Origin of the sequence: Paenarthrobacter sp. AMU7 (assembly GCF_041200195.1) — a bacterium.
GTDB lineage: Bacteria > Actinomycetota > Actinomycetes > Actinomycetales > Micrococcaceae > Arthrobacter.
The window spans coordinates 1307772-1323484 of the sequence record NZ_CP165735.1 but is presented as its reverse complement, the minus strand read 5'-3'; the positions used below and the strand labels follow the sequence as shown (position 1 = coordinate 1323484).

At 62.9% G+C, this 15713-nt stretch carries 13 protein-coding genes; 5 read left to right on the top strand and 8 right to left on the bottom strand.

The genetic code is table 11. The features are described 5' to 3' along the window. Positions 1–430 precede the first annotated feature (430 nt). Genes ABQM86_RS06185 through ABQM86_RS06175 form a run of 3 tightly spaced genes read left to right on the top strand, consistent with a single transcriptional unit; the run spans position 431 to position 3470 of the window. Positions 431–862 (top strand): VOC family protein, encoded by a 432-nt coding sequence (locus ABQM86_RS06185; RefSeq protein WP_337339431.1) that lies wholly within the window; start codon positions 431–433, stop codon positions 860–862. Continuing rightward, the gene (locus ABQM86_RS06180; protein WP_207596666.1) at positions 859–1353 is read left to right on the top strand and encodes a DinB family protein; all 495 of its coding nucleotides are present in this window, start codon (positions 859–861) and stop codon (positions 1351–1353) included. Before ABQM86_RS06185 ends, ABQM86_RS06180 begins: the two co-directional genes overlap by 4 nt. Before the next feature lie 44 nt (positions 1354–1397). Beyond that, positions 1398–3470, top strand: coding sequence for a DUF222 domain-containing protein (locus tag ABQM86_RS06175; protein ID WP_369746170.1), 2073 nt, complete (start codon positions 1398–1400; stop codon positions 3468–3470). Between the two features lie 279 nt (positions 3471–3749). Here ABQM86_RS06175 and ABQM86_RS06170 read toward each other — a convergent pair whose 3' ends face one another. Then, on the bottom strand, positions 3750–3899 hold the full coding sequence (locus tag ABQM86_RS06170; RefSeq protein WP_369746169.1) for a hypothetical protein: 150 nt from the start codon (positions 3897–3899) through the stop codon (positions 3750–3752). Positions 3900–4074: 175 nt separating this feature from the next. Here ABQM86_RS06170 and ABQM86_RS06165 point away from each other — a divergent pair, with 175 nt between their 5' ends. Beyond that, positions 4075–5412: an amidohydrolase family protein gene (locus tag ABQM86_RS06165; protein ID WP_337340853.1), complete on the top strand. Its 1338-nt coding sequence runs from the start codon at positions 4075–4077 to the stop codon at positions 5410–5412. Here the strand turns inward: ABQM86_RS06165 and ABQM86_RS06160 are convergent. From ABQM86_RS06160 to ABQM86_RS06140, 5 genes are read right to left on the bottom strand one after another with little or no spacing between them, the layout of a single operon-like run. Further along, a complete protein-coding gene (locus tag ABQM86_RS06160) occupies positions 5409–6131 on the bottom strand; it encodes a YesL family protein (RefSeq protein WP_369746168.1) in 723 nt (240 codons plus the stop codon). The genes ABQM86_RS06165 and ABQM86_RS06160 overlap by 4 nt on opposite strands. Positions 6132–6139: 8 nt before the next feature. Continuing rightward, positions 6140–7804, bottom strand: coding sequence for an extracellular solute-binding protein (locus ABQM86_RS06155; RefSeq protein WP_369746167.1), 1665 nt, complete (start codon positions 7802–7804; stop codon positions 6140–6142). A gap of 5 nt (positions 7805–7809) precedes the next feature. Next, on the bottom strand, positions 7810–8679 hold the full coding sequence (locus ABQM86_RS06150) for a carbohydrate ABC transporter permease (RefSeq protein WP_089597228.1): 870 nt from the start codon (positions 8677–8679) through the stop codon (positions 7810–7812). 56 nt (positions 8680–8735) lie between these two features. After that, positions 8736–9716 (bottom strand): ABC transporter permease, encoded by a 981-nt coding sequence (locus tag ABQM86_RS06145; RefSeq protein ID WP_369746166.1) that lies wholly within the window; start codon positions 9714–9716, stop codon positions 8736–8738. Beyond that, positions 9716–11803, bottom strand: a complete 2088-nt coding sequence (locus ABQM86_RS06140) for a beta-galactosidase (protein WP_369746165.1) — start codon at positions 11801–11803, stop codon at positions 9716–9718. The genes ABQM86_RS06145 and ABQM86_RS06140 overlap by 1 nt, the downstream gene beginning before the upstream one ends. Before the next feature lie 438 nt (positions 11804–12241). Between ABQM86_RS06140 and ABQM86_RS06135 the strand changes: the two genes are divergently transcribed. Next, positions 12242–12994 (top strand): metalloregulator ArsR/SmtB family transcription factor, encoded by a 753-nt coding sequence (locus ABQM86_RS06135; protein ID WP_207597496.1) that lies wholly within the window; start codon positions 12242–12244, stop codon positions 12992–12994. A 70-nt stretch (positions 12995–13064) separates the two neighbouring features. Here ABQM86_RS06135 and ABQM86_RS06130 read toward each other — a convergent pair whose 3' ends face one another. Next, the gene (locus ABQM86_RS06130) at positions 13065–14057 is read right to left on the bottom strand and encodes a nucleoside hydrolase (protein WP_207596658.1); all 993 of its coding nucleotides are present in this window, start codon (positions 14055–14057) and stop codon (positions 13065–13067) included. A 93-nt stretch (positions 14058–14150) separates the two neighbouring features. After that, the gene (locus ABQM86_RS06125; protein WP_369746164.1) at positions 14151–15602 is read right to left on the bottom strand and encodes an MFS transporter; all 1452 of its coding nucleotides are present in this window, start codon (positions 15600–15602) and stop codon (positions 14151–14153) included. Positions 15603–15713 lie beyond the last annotated feature (111 nt).

Here is a 15713-nt window from a genome sequence, read left to right as displayed (position 1 = left end):
TGCCTGTGTCATCGCACCAGTCGACACCATAGGGCTCGGCCTTCACGGCCATGACACCCGGAGCTGCGCGTTGGGTCCATAACGGGGATTGCATTTCGCCTCCGGCGCCGACACCGTCACCATGTCACCCGGCCTCGCCGACGAAGGGGACACTTGGTAATCCGGAGGCATGCACGGCAGCGAACTTAACGAAGGGCTACACCCGGCAGCCCCCATCGTAGGAAAAGCGCCGACGCCAGCATCCATGACTCTGTGCCGCGTGACTTGGACTGCGCTGGTTTGGCCATACCTTCATTGTTGGCGGTTCCGGCAACGCGCGGACACGGTCGGCATCGAATGGCACCCGAATCGTTGCATGGCTCCGCCAACGTTGTTGCACCAACCGCCCCAGGCGAGTGCCGCCGTCGTACCCTCCCGCTAGGCTTCCCCTATGGACCAGCGACTGCATTTCCTCACGTTCGCCACCAAGGATCTCGACGCCGCCCGCGCCTTCTATAAGGACGGGCTCGGCTGGGATCCGGCCATGGACGTTCCCGGCGAGATCCTCTTCTTCCAGATCGGGCCAGGGCTGATGCTCGGCCTGTTCGACGCCGATAAGTTCGACCAGGACCTCGGCGCCACTGCTCCGACGGCGGGAGTCAGCGGAGTAACGCTGTCTCACAACGTCCGCAGCCCCGAGGAAGTCGCCAGCACCATCGATTCCTTGGTGGCGGCCGGCGCGTCGGTTTTGAAGCCGGCGCAGGCAGGCGCGTTTGGCGGCATCTTCCACGGCCACGTCAAGGACCCCAACGGCATCGTCTGGGAGATCGCGCACAACCCCGGCTGGGGAATCAACGACGACGGCACGGTGGTTTTCGGATGAGCGCGCTCCCGCACACCTCCACTGAGGATGTCATCAACCAGGACGCCCGGACCCAGTTCGACACATTCCTGGATGAGCATCGCAGGGCCCTCACCGAGTGCCTCGATGGACTTACTGAGGAACAAGCACGACGCCGGCTGGTCGCCTCGCGCACCACGCTCCTGGGCCTGGTGAAGCACGCCACCTTCGTCGAAAAAGTGTGGTTCGACGAAGCCATCACGTGCAGGACCCGGGCCGAGATCGGCATCCCAGCGACGCCGGACGATTCGTTCATCCTGGACGATAACGACACCATTGCCAGCATCCGAAGCGCCTATGCCGCGGCTTGCTCGGCATCCAGGCAGGCGGCGGCCCAATTGGGCCTCGACGACCTTGTGCTAGGGAACCGCCGCGGCCCGCTCCCCCTCCGATGGGTGTACCTGCACATGCTCCGCGAACTCGCCCAGCACTGCGGGCACGCGGATATTTTGCGGGAGCAGATCACCCGGTAGCCGGGCGCCCTAATAATGTCGGACCCCCCTGAGATGCTTGATTCATGGGAGCAATCGGGCAGGTATTGGCAAGGCGGGCAGGCTCGCCCCGCGGCCATGCGCTGCTTCGTCAAAGAGCCCTCACATCTCTTAACGGGCCTGCCCGGGTCCCGGCATTCAAGCTCACGACGGCGGTAGGCCAGGATGCAGATACGTCCAGCGGCACTTGGCTGCTTCTCGGTCTGAGTCCCATGGCACGGTCCTCGGAGTCGGGCTACGCTGGCGGCCTGAGCTCCGCAGACGTTGCTCCGGGCTTGCGTGTAGTTCCGGTTGCGGACATTAAGCGCGCGGCTGGCTTTGTCGATGCGGGCCAACCCTCTCCCGACGTCGTAGACGTACCACTTGCGCAGGCCGGTGCAATCCTGACATCCCTTCGCCAATCCGTCCTTCATAAAACCCGGTTGTTTGGGTTCGTTGAAGCAGCGGATTTTGCCGGCAAGGTCGAGGAGATCGCCCGGTCGGTGGAGTACTTGCAGGTGGTCGCGGCGCAGGCTGTGGAACGGACCCGGACCGAAGCCCAGCAAACCAAGCCCGGACCCTCGGCGGCAGCACCGCAATGGCGGACCGGCTGGACCGAACCAGAGCCAGGAACCGACACAGCGGCAGCTTCGCAGAGCGCGGCTTCGCAGAGCGGAGCTTCCCTCGGTAGGACGGGAACCGACACCGCTGCGGCGGCCGATGGTGGAACAGGATCAGCACGTTGGGCATCGGAGGCCAAGGCCAGTGTTCTGGATGACGGGTACCGGAACGCGGCCCAGTTCCTGCGCGCACGGTTGCGGATCAGCATCGGAGAAGCCAAGCGCCGGCTCGCCCTCGCCCCGGACGTCCTCCCCCAGACCGGGATGGCCGGGCAGGACATCCCGGCCCGCCACGCAATACTCGCCCAAGCGGTTGGTTCCGCACTGGTGCCTTCCCGTTCGGCCTCGATCATCAGCACCGCCCTGGACAAAGTCCGGCACCTCACCGACGAGGACACCCTCACCCGGATGGAACACGCCCTCACCACCACCGCGGTCGAGACCGACCCGGACTTCGTCACCACAATGGCCAAACGCTGGATCGACGCCATCGACCACGACGGCCCCGAACCCACCGAAGAAATCCTCCGCCAACTCCAAGGCGTGTTCCTCCGCCGCCGACGCCGCCACGGCCTCCACCACCTCGAAATCTTCGCCACCGACGAACAATACGAAATCCTCACCACCGCCATGAACGTCGCCACCAACCCCCGCCTCACCACCCCCGGCACAGGCACCACGGAGAACACCGAAACCGGGGACAACCCACACAACAACCCAGACAACGGCCCAGGCACAGGCACAGGCACAGCCACCAGCCCGGACCTGGACCTGGACCGGCGCAGCCGCCCACAGAAACTCCTCAACGGCCTCACCAGCGCCTGCAGCCTCGCCATGCGCACCGAAAAACTACCCGCCAACGGCGGCCTCCCACCCCAACTCACCGTCACCATCGGATACCAAGAACTCCTCGAACAAGTCCACAACCACCACAACCCCGGCACCGGCACCGGCACAGCGGCTGGGATAGGGACAGGCACCGGCACAGTGGCTGGGCTAGGGACCGGAGCCGGGACAGCGCCAGTAACCGGGATAGGGACAGGGACTCGGATAGCGACCGGGGCTGGGATAGGGACCGGCACCGCGACCTTCACCGGCCCGATGCACCCGAACACCATCCGCAAAATCGCCTGCGACGCCGACATCCTCCCCGTCGTGCTCGGCAGCGACTCCCGCATCCTGGACATCGGCCGCACCACCCGGATCTTCCCACCCCACATCCGCAAAGCCATCACCGCCCGCGACCAAGGATGCGCCTTCCCCGACTGCACCATGCCCGCACCCTGGTGCGAAGCCCACCACACCACCTACTGGTCCAACGGCGGCACCACCTCAACAGACAACGGCACCCTGCTCTGCAGCCACCACCACCACCTCATCCACAAAGAACAATGGCGCATCGACATCAAAACCGGCATCCCCTGGTTCATCCCCCCACCCCACATCGACCCACACCAAACACCCCGACGCAACCACCACCACACACCCCACAGAACATAGGAAAGCGTCCGCAGAACAACAACACGCCCAACCGGTGACGCCGGGTCACGCCCAGCACCGTCCCAATAGCAGGACGACCCGTCCGATAAAACGGTGCGCGGTCGGGGCGGGATTGGGTGACGAGCGAACTTTGGTGTCGGAATATCGGGAGGGCCAGGGCGATACTTTGTTCGCTCCCGGGCCCTCCCGTGCCGGCGCGTGCCCAACCCCCGCGGGCCTGCAACTGCAAACACCGGCGCGTACACAGTGCCGACTCCCCGGGAGTGAATCGCCAGCCGTCTATTCGGCCACGGTGAGCCTTACCTCTACCGACACCAGCAGCGGCCTGGCGTTCAGGCACAGCAGGGAGACCCGCAGGCCGCCGACGAACACCATCGGCCGCACGCTGAGGAGATCAGCACGAGCCGGCCATGCAGAGGATCCCCGCATCCCCGACAACCAAGTCCATCCATTACCTGCACAGCTTGGCATACCAAGCATTCAAGCTATCTCAACAATTTCAGCAGTTGCTTGCATCACACCACAAGCCTGAGGCATTCTGGAATACCAAATGCTCAACCGCAGCCAAGTAGCGGCCCAGCAGCTCGTCCCCAGGAGTCCAACAATGTGCCTTCACGATCACACCTCAGCACCCAAGCCCCAGGGTGAGTTGCCCCGCCGAGGCATCCTCGCCGGAGCTGCAGCACTGGCCGGGATCTCCGTTGCCGGCATCGCCGCGCAACTGGCATCAGCACCAGCTGCCCTTGCGGACAACACGCAGTCGGGCCCAAACTACCCCGGTCGTCCGTTGACCACCCAAGCGCTCATCATCGAGGGCGGCACCGTGGTGGACCCAAAGACCGGCGATGCTGTGGCAGATGGCGTGGTGGTGCTCGACGGCGGCAAGGTCACCGCCGTCGGCACCCGGGACGAAACACGCAAGGCTGTTGCCGCCGTCGCGAACCGTGCCCGTAGGCTCAACGCCTCGGGTAAATGGGTCCTTCCGGGACTCGTCGATGCCCACGTCCACGCGAACGCACTGGCAGACGCGCGGGCTCTCCTGCAAGGCGGAGCCACCAGCGTACGGAGCGGATCGAGCACTTTCTACCAGGACATTGCTCTCGCCGCGCTGCCGTCGTGGGCTCCTGGCCTCTCGCCGAGGATGACTCCGGCGGGGCTGTTTATCTCACCGGATCAGGGAGATTCCCTCCTGGCTGATCCGGACTTGGCACCTCTGGCGACGCTCAGCGGTGGCGTGACGGAGCCGCAGGACCTCGCGTACCTGACCCGCGTCAACCTCAAGCGCGGCGCCGAGGTCATCAAAACCCGGGCCAACCCGCGGGCTGGCCTTCCCGAACAGGATCCCCGCGAGTTGGTCTACAACGTGGACCAGATCGGTGCGATTGTCAAGGCAGCCAAGGGAGCCGGAGTCCTCTGCCACGCCTACAGCGCCGAAGGAATCGATGGCGCTGTCCGAGCAGGCGTGCGCAGCATCGAGCACGGCGTCTTCATGACGGAAAAGACCATCCAGGAGATGGCCCGGCGCGGCACGTTCTTCACACCCACCATGGATGCCATCACGAGTATGGCCCGCTCCGCCAACCCGATCCTGGCCGCACGCGGAACGGAATACACACCCATCCTTCAAGCTGCCGTGCGCGCAGCCAAGGACGCCGGAGTCACGATCGTGGCCGGCACCGATTCCTTCGGAACGGACGTGACGCCGATCGGCACGGAGGCCCGCTTGCTCGCGGAAGCCGGACTGACCCCCTTGGAAGCATTGCAGGCAGCCACCACCAATGCGGCGCGTTTGCTGGGACGCGGCGAAAACGTTGGCCGTTTGGTTCGCGGTTCAGCGGCGGATGTCGTGGTGGTGGATTCGGATCCACTGACCGATGGCTCTGCCTTGGAAAAGGTCAGCACGGTGATCGCACAAGGTGCCGTGGTCCGGACAAACCTCTAGTCCACCGGGGCGGATCCCGCCAAGGAACCTGCCGCGCTGGCAGCCACCGAAACGGTGAACTTCTCTTCCACCAACGCCAGCAGCGGTCGGGAGTTCATGCATAGCAGGTAGACCAGCAGCCCGGCGGCAAACAGCATCAGCCACACGCTGGTGGAGATCAGCACGAAGCCCGTAATGAAGAGGATCCCCACGTTCCCGAGCGCTACCCGTTTCCGGACACCAATGCTGTAGATGGATAGCCGGTAGATGTCCACGGTGCGGAAATCGAAGCGGGCAAGCAACAACATCGCGTGCAGGGCAGCCGTGCTCACCAGAAGGCCAAGCCCCACCAGCCCGATCCGGGCAGCAACCGCTTCAAGGTTGCTGCCCGGCAGGCTGGCGAGGTTCGCGGCGATGACTGCAAGGAGGGCGGCGTAGGGCAGCCAGACCGCCAATGCCTGTCCAAAATTGCCCCGATAGGCCTTTACGAAGTCGTGGAACACCCCCGTGTCCTCACCAGCGAGAAGCCGGTTGAAGGCATAGCAGGAAGCCACCACGGAGGGGCCCACCAGCACGAACCCCACCAACGCCCCAGGACCCACCAGTCCAGCCAGCAACGGCATGAGCACTACCAGCGCGTTGGCCAGCACCAGCAAAGCTCCACCCACCATGACGCCGTACACCACGCCCGCCGCCCTGAACAGAGCGCCGGATCCGTACTGTTCCTCCTTCGCAGCCATCAGAAGAGCTACTTCTTATCCGCGTATGCTTTGTACGCCTTGTTCGCCAACTCCACGTATTTCGTCTGGCCCTTGCTGTCGAGTTCCTTCACGTAGGCGTCGAACTCGGCCAGAGCACGCTGACCGGTGATGAACTTGAGGGTGTTCTGCTTGACGTGGTCCTTGAGCGGGGTGAGTGCAAGGGTCGCCTGCTCCCGGTCCACGTCGTTGAACGGTACAGGAGGGGGCACGGGGCGCGGCTTCTTGGACTTCATGGCTTTCTGGAACGCCAGCTCCTCGTCGTTGAAGGTGGACTGCAGCAGTTCCGTGGCCCCACCGTAGGCGAAGTTGCCGCCGGAGAATCCGTACTCCACCCGGAGGTCCTTGGTGCCGGCGGGATTGAGGCCTTGGAAGTTAATGTCGGATGCGAGTTGGCGCTTACCGCCGGACTTGGTGAAGGTGGTTCCTTCCACGCCCCATTTGCTGAACTCCTGCCCGGCGTCGCTGTAAAACAACCAGTCGATGTACTGGATGAGCGCCACGAAGCTGTCTTTGTCCTTCACGGACGAGTTCAGCATGATGCCGTTCTCCAACCGGGTTCCGCCGATGACGTCTCCGGCCGGGCCACCCGGAACCGTGATCTTGCCGATCTCGAAGTTGCCCTTGCCCAAGGACTGCTCCATTGAGGTGCGGTAGGTGATGACGTTCTGCGAGTTGGCACTGATGACGAACGACTTGCCGGAGACGAACTTCTGGATGGCGGAGTCGTCGGTCTGGGTGAAGCTTTCAGGGTCCATCAGGCCTTCGGACACCAGGGAGTTGAAGTACGTCACCAGGTCTTTGAACTTATCCGAACCAGCGGCGAAGCCGAACTCCTTTTTGTCTTCGTCGAACTGCAGGCCGTCCACCAGTCCCCAGCCGGCCACGGTCCCGAAGGCTGCACTTGCGATGTTCAGGACACTGTCACCCTTGAACCGGTCGGAGTAGGGCACCACGTCCGGGTAGGCCTTCTTCAGCGAACGCAGCACGTCACGGAATTCGTCCCAGGTAGTGGGCTCGGCGAGGCCTTCCTTCTTCAGTACATCCTTGCGGAAGCACAGGGAGTAGTCGGGCCAGAGTTCCTCATGCAAACCGGGCAGGACGTAGTACTTGCCGTCTTCCTGGGTCAGTCCTTCAATCTCGGGCTCGAGCTTCCACTTCTTCACCTTCTCCTGGAAATGCGGCATCAGGTCCACGTAGTCGCTGACGGGCAGGACGGCACCGGCGGAAACGAACGCTGCTTCCTGTCCTGGATAGGTCTTGGCGATGATCTCCGGCGCGCTGCCAGAGCTGATGAGGAGGCTGCGTTTCTGTTCATAATCGCTGTTGGGCACGATGGTCGGTTCCAAGGTGACATTGTTGTCGCTGGCCATTTTGGTAAACAGCAGCCAGTCCTTCTTGTACGGGTAGGTGGGCTGATCGGAGAACAGGAAGGTGAACGTCAACGGCACCGTCGCCTTGAAGGTATCACCGACATTGAAGCTGTCCATCGCACCGTTGCGGGACTTGGACGTATCCACCTTTTCGGTGGTTTCGGCGTCGCAACTGGTCAGCATGAGTCCGATGGTGGCAACAGAAGCGAGTCCAAGAAAATCGCGCCTGCGGAATTCTGGTCGGCGGAGCTCAGGTTTGTGGATCATTGGATGTCCTTTCATAAGGGTTATTCCTTGACGGAACCGAGCATGACGCCCGAGAAGAAGTACTTCTGCACGAAGGGGTAGACGCAAAGGATCGGGATGACGGTCAGGACGATGGTGACCGATTGGATGTTGGCGGCGATCTGGCCGACGTTCTCCGCTGTTCCGCCGGCTGAGCCCGCTGTGGTGACTCCGGCGATCATGTTGCGCAGGTAGATGGTGACCGGGAAGAGGTCCGGGTTGTCGAGGTAGAGGAAGGCCTGGAACCAGGAGTTCCAGTTGGCTACGGCGTAGAACAGGATCATGGTGGCCACGATTGCCTTGCTGAGCGGCAGGACCACCCGGAACAGCACCCCGTACTGGGTGAGCCCGTCAATCGATGCCGCTTCCTCCAGTTCGCGGGGCATGTTCTCGAAGAAGGACTTCATGATGAGCAGGTTGAACACGCTGATGGCGTTGGGCAGCACCACGGCCCAGATGGAGTCCCGCATGCCCAGGGAACTGATGAGCACGTAGTTGGGAATCAGACCGCCGTTGAAGAACATGGTGAACACGGCAAGGCCTATGAAGACGCTGCGTCCTTTAAGGTCCTTCTTGGCGATGGCGTAGGCGAACGACGTGGTGAGCACCATGGAGATTGCCGTTGCCACCACCGTGTACAGCACGGTGTTGCCGTAGTTGTTCCAGAAGGTGGAATCGGCCAGTATCAGCTTGTACGTCTCGGTGTTGAAGCCCATCGGGAACAGGTTGACCTGTCCGGCGTTGATGAACCCTTCGCTGGAGAACGACTGGGCAATGATGTTCAGGAACGGGTACACCGTCAGGAACACCACCAGCAGCAGGAACACCAGGTTGAACGCCCGGAAGATCCGCATGGCGCGTGAGACTTTCATGTCCTTCACCAAGACGCCTTGGGCGGCGCCGCCCTTGATGGCAGTAGCTGTCTTGTTCACCACAGGCTCGTTCCTGCGAGGCGCTTTGAGATCGCGTTCGCTGAGAGGATCAGCGTGAGGCCGATGACGGATTCGAACATTCCGATGGCGGCCGCGTAGCTGAAGTTGCTGGATTCCAGGCCCACCCGGTACAGGTAGGTGGAGATGACGTCTGAGGTTGCGTAGTTGAGCGGGTTGTAGATGAGCAGGATCTTCTCGAAACCCACCGCCATGAAGGTGCCGATGTTCAGGATCAACAGGGTGATGATGGTTGGCCTGATGGCTGGGAGAGTCACGTGCCAGGTCTGCTGCCAACGGTTGGCGCCGTCGATCCGGGCCGCCTCATAGAGCGATTCGTCCACGCGCGTCAGCGCTGCAAGATAGAGGATGGCGCCCCAGCCCATGGTCTGCCAGACCTCGGAGCTGATGTACATGGGCCTGAACCAGCCCGGGTCCTGCGTAAAATTCACGGTGGTTCCGAACAACGACTCCGCTATTTGGTTCACGGTGCCGGTCATGGAGAAGTTCTGCAGGATCATGCCGGCGATGATCACCACGGACATGAAGTGCGGCAGGTAGGCCACGGTTTGGACGAACTTCTTGAACTTCTGCGACCTCAACTCGTTGAGCATGAGCGCGAAGATGATGGGCATCGGGAAGCAGAACACCAGGGTCAGGACGCCAAGGATGATGGTGTTCTGGAAGGCCTGCCAGAAGCTGGGATCGTTGATGAACAGGGTGATGTATTTGAACCCCACCCACTTCTCGCCGAAGATGCTGCCTCCGGGCTGGAACTGACGGAAAGCGATCACATTGCCGGCCATGGGCAGGTATCTGAAAATCAGGAGATACAGCAGGGGCAGCGCCAGCAGTGTGTACAAACGCCAGTCGCGTTTGAGCGCCAGCTTCCAGCTTCCGGGCTTGTTGCGCCGCTTCTTCTCTGAGCCGGGTTCGGGGCCCGCGACGGCCTTGGGTGGAACATCCAGTCGCAAAGCCATCAGTCCGCCTCCCGTCCGGCAGTTTCGTCCGGAATTTCGTCCAGAATGAGGACTCCGTTGGCAGGGAGCTCAACCAGCCCGCTCACCGCGCGTCCGCTGAGGCGGTCCGTGCCGCCGTCGAGCACGTCCACGCTGGACGGCGCATCGTTGTGGTTGAGCACCATGAGGAAGCTTTTGTTGGTGCCGTCCGCGGCAGTGGAAGCACGACGCCGGACCTGGACTCCTGCAGGCGCCTTCAGTTCCGGCTCCACACCGGCCGCGCGAAGTTGGTCCTCCAGAAGCTGGTTCAGTAAGTCCTCGTCAACGCGTGCCGACACGTACAGTGCAGTGCCAAGGCCGAACGAGTTGCTGGTGACGGCCGGAGCACCGGCAAGGCGGCCCGAGGAGTAGCTGGCCAGGACCTCCGCAGATTCGGCGTGCAGATGCTCAGTCCAGTAGCTCGCGGAGGAGGTGCCGCCGTCGGGCGTTGAGAGCTTTACGTGCTCGTCCGCGCCGGCGAGCGGGTGCATTTCCTCGCTCCATGCCCCCAGGACCTTCCTCAACGCGCCCGGGTAGCCGCCCAGCCGTATGGTGTTGTCCTGGTCCACGATGCCCGAAAGGTAGGAGACCACCAGCCTTCCACCGTTTGCCACGTAGTTTTCGAAGCTGGCTGCCGCGTCGTCCGTCAGAAGGTACGACGCCGGCATGATCACCAGGCTGTACCCGGAAAGGTCGCTGTTGGCGTTGACGAGATCCAGGGTGATGTTGGCCTCGAACAGGGGGCGGTAGAACCGTTGGACCTCCTGCGCGTAGTTGAGGTCCGACCTCGGAGAGTTGCCGAGTTCCAATGCCCACCAGCAGTCCCAATCAAAAACGATGGCCACTTTGGCTGTGGATCGCGTTCCCGTCAGGTCGCCCAACGCCTTGAGCTCCTGGCCGAGCTCGCACACTTCCCGGAAGATCCGGGTGTTTGGGCCGGCATGGTTCACCATGGCCGAGTGATAGCGCTCGGTTCCGCCCTTGGCCTGCCGCCACTGGAAGAACAAGATGGAATCGGCGCCCTGCGCTATGGCCTGGTAAGAGCCGAGGCGCATCTTGCCCGGAAGCTTGGAGACGTTGACGGACCACTGGCTGACCGCGCCGGTGGCTTGCTCCATCACCATCCACGGCTGGCCGTGACGGAGTGAGCGCATGAGGTCGAAGTTCAGCGCTGCGGCAATGTGGGCGTCGTCTTCGCGAGGATCCGGGTAGATGTCCAGCGCCGCAGCGTCTTCCTCAGCGGCCCAGGCCCAGTAGTCGTTGGTCTTGTAGAAGCGCATGAAGTTGGTGAGGATCGGCAGGTCCGGGCTGTGACGGCGAAGGACATCACGCTCGGCCTTGAAATGTTCCAGCATGCTGTCCGAGGTGAAGCGATGGAAGTCCAAGCGGCGTGACGGGTTGGACCAGGTGCGGGGTTGGGCAGGGACGCCGACCTGGTTCCAGTCAGAGTAGAGCTGGCCCCACACCGTGGTGCTCCAGGCCTGGTTGAGCTCATCCAGGGACGAGTACTTTCGCTGCAGCCATTCCCGAAACGCCTTCTCAGCCCACGGACCATAGGACACAGGTCCGTATTCATTGCCGACGTGCCACATCCGCAGCGCAGGATGGCCGGCGTAGCGCTCCCCCATCTTTTCTGCGAGGGCCAGTGACTTGGCGCGGTACACGGGGTGGGAAACATCGAAGTGCTGCCTGGAACCGAAGCCAAAAATGCTGCCGTCGGGGCGCTCCGGCATGATGTCCGGGTGCTGCTCCACCAGCCAGGCCGGCGGCACAGCGTCCGGGGTTGCCAGGTCCACGCCGATGCCGTGCGAGTGCATCAGGTCCATGACGTCGTCCAGCCAGCCGAAGTCGAAGACGTTGTCACTGGTTTCCAGCCGGCTCCAGGAGAAGACCGCCAAAGTCACCAGGTTTACCCCGGCCTGCTGCATGAGTTTGGCGTCCTCGAACCACACTTCCTGTGGCCATTGCTCGGGGTTGTAATCCCCGCCGTAGGCTATGCCGCCTATTCGTTGGTGCAGTTGCTGGAGCCGCGCCTCGGCAGTCCGCAATTCCTCAGGGTGGATGGTCATCGTTGTCCTTCACTCGGCTTCGTCGCCCCACATCACTGTGCGACGCACATCACAGAGAGAAACTATCGTAAAGTTTACGCAATAACAACAGGTCAGTATCGGAAACTCGCGAGTAACAACGCCCTCTGAAAATAGCCCAACGACGCCTGATTTCCAGAGTTTCGGAACAGCTGTTGCCAGGCGCAGCGGGCGAAATCGAGCAATGAAGCGAGCAAGTTTCCGAGGTTGAATGGAAACTATCGGACCATCTTTGCGGAGACCTGTGCCGTGGCCTGATCTCAACGGGAGCGCGGGAGCTGCGGGATCGCCGGAAAGGAACGGCGGTTTCGCAGCGCACCCACGGTCTCGGCGCCCCGCCCCGGTCCACGCGCGGCGCCCCGCCCCCAGTGGCCCTGGAAACCGTTGACACGTGACCATATGGTCACCTATCCTGACGCCATGGACATCGTGTTCAAGGCCTTGGCAGACCCCACCCGCAGGGAATTGCTGGACGAACTCTTCCGCGAGGATGGCCAGTCCGCCTCCGCCTTGGGAGCCCGGTTCGAGATGACCCGTTTCGGCATCGCAAAGCACCTCAAGCTGCTGGAAGATGCGGGATTGGTGGTCACCCGCCGTCGGGGACGCGAAAAGCTGCACTTCCTGAACCCGGTACCCATCCGCCTCATCCACGATCGTTGGGTGAGTAAATACGCAGAACCATGGGCCGCTGCCCTCAGCGACCTCAAATCCAGATTGGAAAGTCCCATGGAAAAGATCTTCGAGATTTACATCAAGACCACTCCCGAACGGCTCTGGGAAGCCATCACCGACAGCGACATCCGCAGCAAGTACCAGTTCGGAAACACCTTCACATCGGACTGGACGCCCGGAAGCCGCTTCGAGATGCACAACGTCAACGCTGACGCACCACTCGGCGAGGGCGAGAACATCGAAGTCGATCCTCCGCGCCGGCTCGTCCAAACCATGCGTGCACTCTGGGGCGAGGACGTGAAGGCAGAGGGAACCTCGCGGATCACCTGGGAGATTGAACCCGTCGGCGACTCCTGCCACCTGACCGTCACGCACGATCAACTCCGCGAAGGCGCCAACGACCAACTTTACGGAGGCTGGCCCATGATCCTCTCCGGCCTCAAGACGTGGTTGGAAACCGGCGAAAAGCTCACCACACCTGGCTCGCTCATGTACACGTAGGCGGCTTAAACGAGGACGACGACGGCGGGCCGCTGCCGCCGTCGTCGTCGATACCCCAGTCTCCCGCCTGTCAGGCGACGGGCACTGCCTCCTGCTCTTCAGGGAGCCAGGCCCCCTGCAGGGTTCCAAGCAGGTGCGGTGCGAAGTCCTCGCCAATTTCCATCACTACCCGGCAGCGTGCCCCGCGCTGCTCCGGGAAGCCCGCGTACTGTCCCCGGAGATCGCACACCGTCTGGCCGCGACCGGGTCCGTCAGTGGTGTCCACCTGGACACGAACGGTGGGAGCCAGCGTCAGCTCCACTCCCCTGACGGCGATGGCCGCGGCAAGGGGATCGTGCATCGCCGAGCATGCCCGGCCGAAGATGTCGACGTAGAAGCCAAAGTAGTAGCCCAGCATTTCTCCCAGCGCCTGCGAGACCGGGTGCTCGGTGGCCAGCAACTCCTGGCGGTGTTTTTCCTCCAGGACGTTGGTCATGGTGACATCCAGGGGTACCAGGGTGACGTTCCAGTCGGCGGCCAGCACCTCGGCAGCGGCTTCGGGGTCGTTGGCGATGTTGGCCTCGGCTACCGGCGTAATATTCCCGGGGGCCAGTGCTGCGCCGCCCATGATGGTGACCTCAGCAATGAGCTCCGGAAGCTTGGGTTCCAGGCGCAGCGCCTCGGCAATGTTGGTCAGCGGGCCGATGGCCACCAAGCGCAGTTCCCCGGCGTACTGGTGTGCCAACTGCACCAACAGTTCGGCGGCCGTTGCGTCCACCGGTTCGCGGTCAGACTGGACCAGGTCCACTCCGCCGATGCCGTTGTCGCCGTGGACATGTGGGGCACCGCCGTGGAACGTACCCACCTGTGGATCGTGCGCACCGACAGCCACCGGGATGTCCGGGTGGCCGGCCAGGTTCAGCAGGTCCAGGGTGTTCCGGGCGCCGCCTGCTGCACTGACGTTGCCACTGACCGTGCCGATTCCTACCAGTTCCGCCCGCGGGGCGGCCAGGAGGTAGGCGAGGGCGAGGGCGTCGTCGATGCCGGTATCGCAGTCAAGGAAGAAGGGTGCGGACTGGGTCATGATGGTCTCTCGTTTCAGGATGGAGCGGGTCGTGGGGCGGGCGGGGTGAAGTTCTGGTCTGTGGCACGCCCAGCCAGGTGCCGGCGTCGTGCGTTAGATTTTTTCGCCCTTGGGTGCCGCGATGAAGAGGCTGACGATGAAGGCAAGTGCTGTGATGGACACCGAAATCCAGAGGGCTGTGGAGTATCCGGCGGCAGTTCCCTGACCTGCGAAGGGGGCAACAATCACGACGCCGAGGCTCGCGCCGATGCCGAAGGAGGCACCGTTGATGCCCGGCAAGGCGGCCGGTGCTTCCTTGGGAGAGAGCAGCACGGACAAGCCGTTGATGGCCGTGAGGAAGAAGCCGTTGTAGAAGATGCCCAGGGCTGCAATGGCGATGAGGACCGCGATCTGGTGGTGGGCGAACAGTGCTGCGACGATCGCGCAGGCGAGGCTGGTTGCCGTGCCGACGCGGACGGTCTTGATCCAACCGCGGCGGTCGGCGATCCATCCGGCCAGGGGTGCGGCGAACACGCCGATGAGTGCCGCAGGGGTGAGGAACAGCAGGGCGGCGACCGAGGCGGACAGACCGAAGCCGTTCTCCTTGTCCTGGCTGAGCAGCACCACAGTGAAGTTGATGATGGCGAAGATGCCCGCGAGCGTCAGCACGGTGGTGGCAATGACGGGCCAGACCTGGCGTGAACGGAGGTGGTGTACTGCAACCAGCGGAGTTTCGCGCTTCTTTTCGATGAGCCAGAACGCCGCAAAGGAAGCGATGCTGCCGGCCAACAGGCCGAGGGCGGCAGGCGAGGTCCAGCCGGCTGAAGAACCGGTGGAGACAAAGTAGGTGATGAAGACCAGGAACACGGACAGCGAGCCTGCGCCCCACCAGTCCATCCGGCCCGGAGCCGCCGCGGACTTGCCGCCGGGGACCACTTTAATGACGCAGACGACGGCGATCGCGGCCAAAACCAGGACGGCGACAAAAATCGACTGGAAGCCAAGGGTCTCGGCCATGAGTCCGCCGAAGTAGCCATCCACGCCACCAACGCCGCCATTGATGGCCGCGATGATGCCGATGGAAGTGCCGAAGAGCCGCGCCGGCAGGTACTCATTGAGGACGATGTAGGACAGCGCAAAGATGGCACTGGAGACACCCTGCATGAAGCGGCCCGTGACCAGCAGGGGCAGGGTGGGCGCGAAAATACACAGGACCGTTCCGGCGCCCATGATCGCCAGCACCAGCAGGAGGGCATTGCGGCGGCCAATGAAGTCGCTCCATCGCCCGATGACTGGACCAGCAATGGCGCCCGCCAGGAAGAACATCGACTGGACCTGCGCAACGGCCTCGGGCGTTTCGCCGAAGAAGGAGCCGATGTGCGGGAGCGCCGGGGTGATCATGCTGGCGTTGAGCTGGAAGGCCAGCACTGCCAGGACCAGCGTGGTGATCAGCAGCGCGGCGGCTTTTCCGTGGAAGCGGCTTTCTTCCGCGGCTGCTGGTGTCTGCGTTGATGCCGGGGCCTGCGGGTCTGCAGGCTGCTGGCCAGTGGCGGTGGGGATGTTCACATCAAACTCCTTTGTCCGAGGGCGCGGGGCGGCGCCACGAGATGTGAGTTGTTATACAAGCATGTATTACGAGCTTGTGCAACCTGTCACAGTCATCCGGTACAGTGTCGG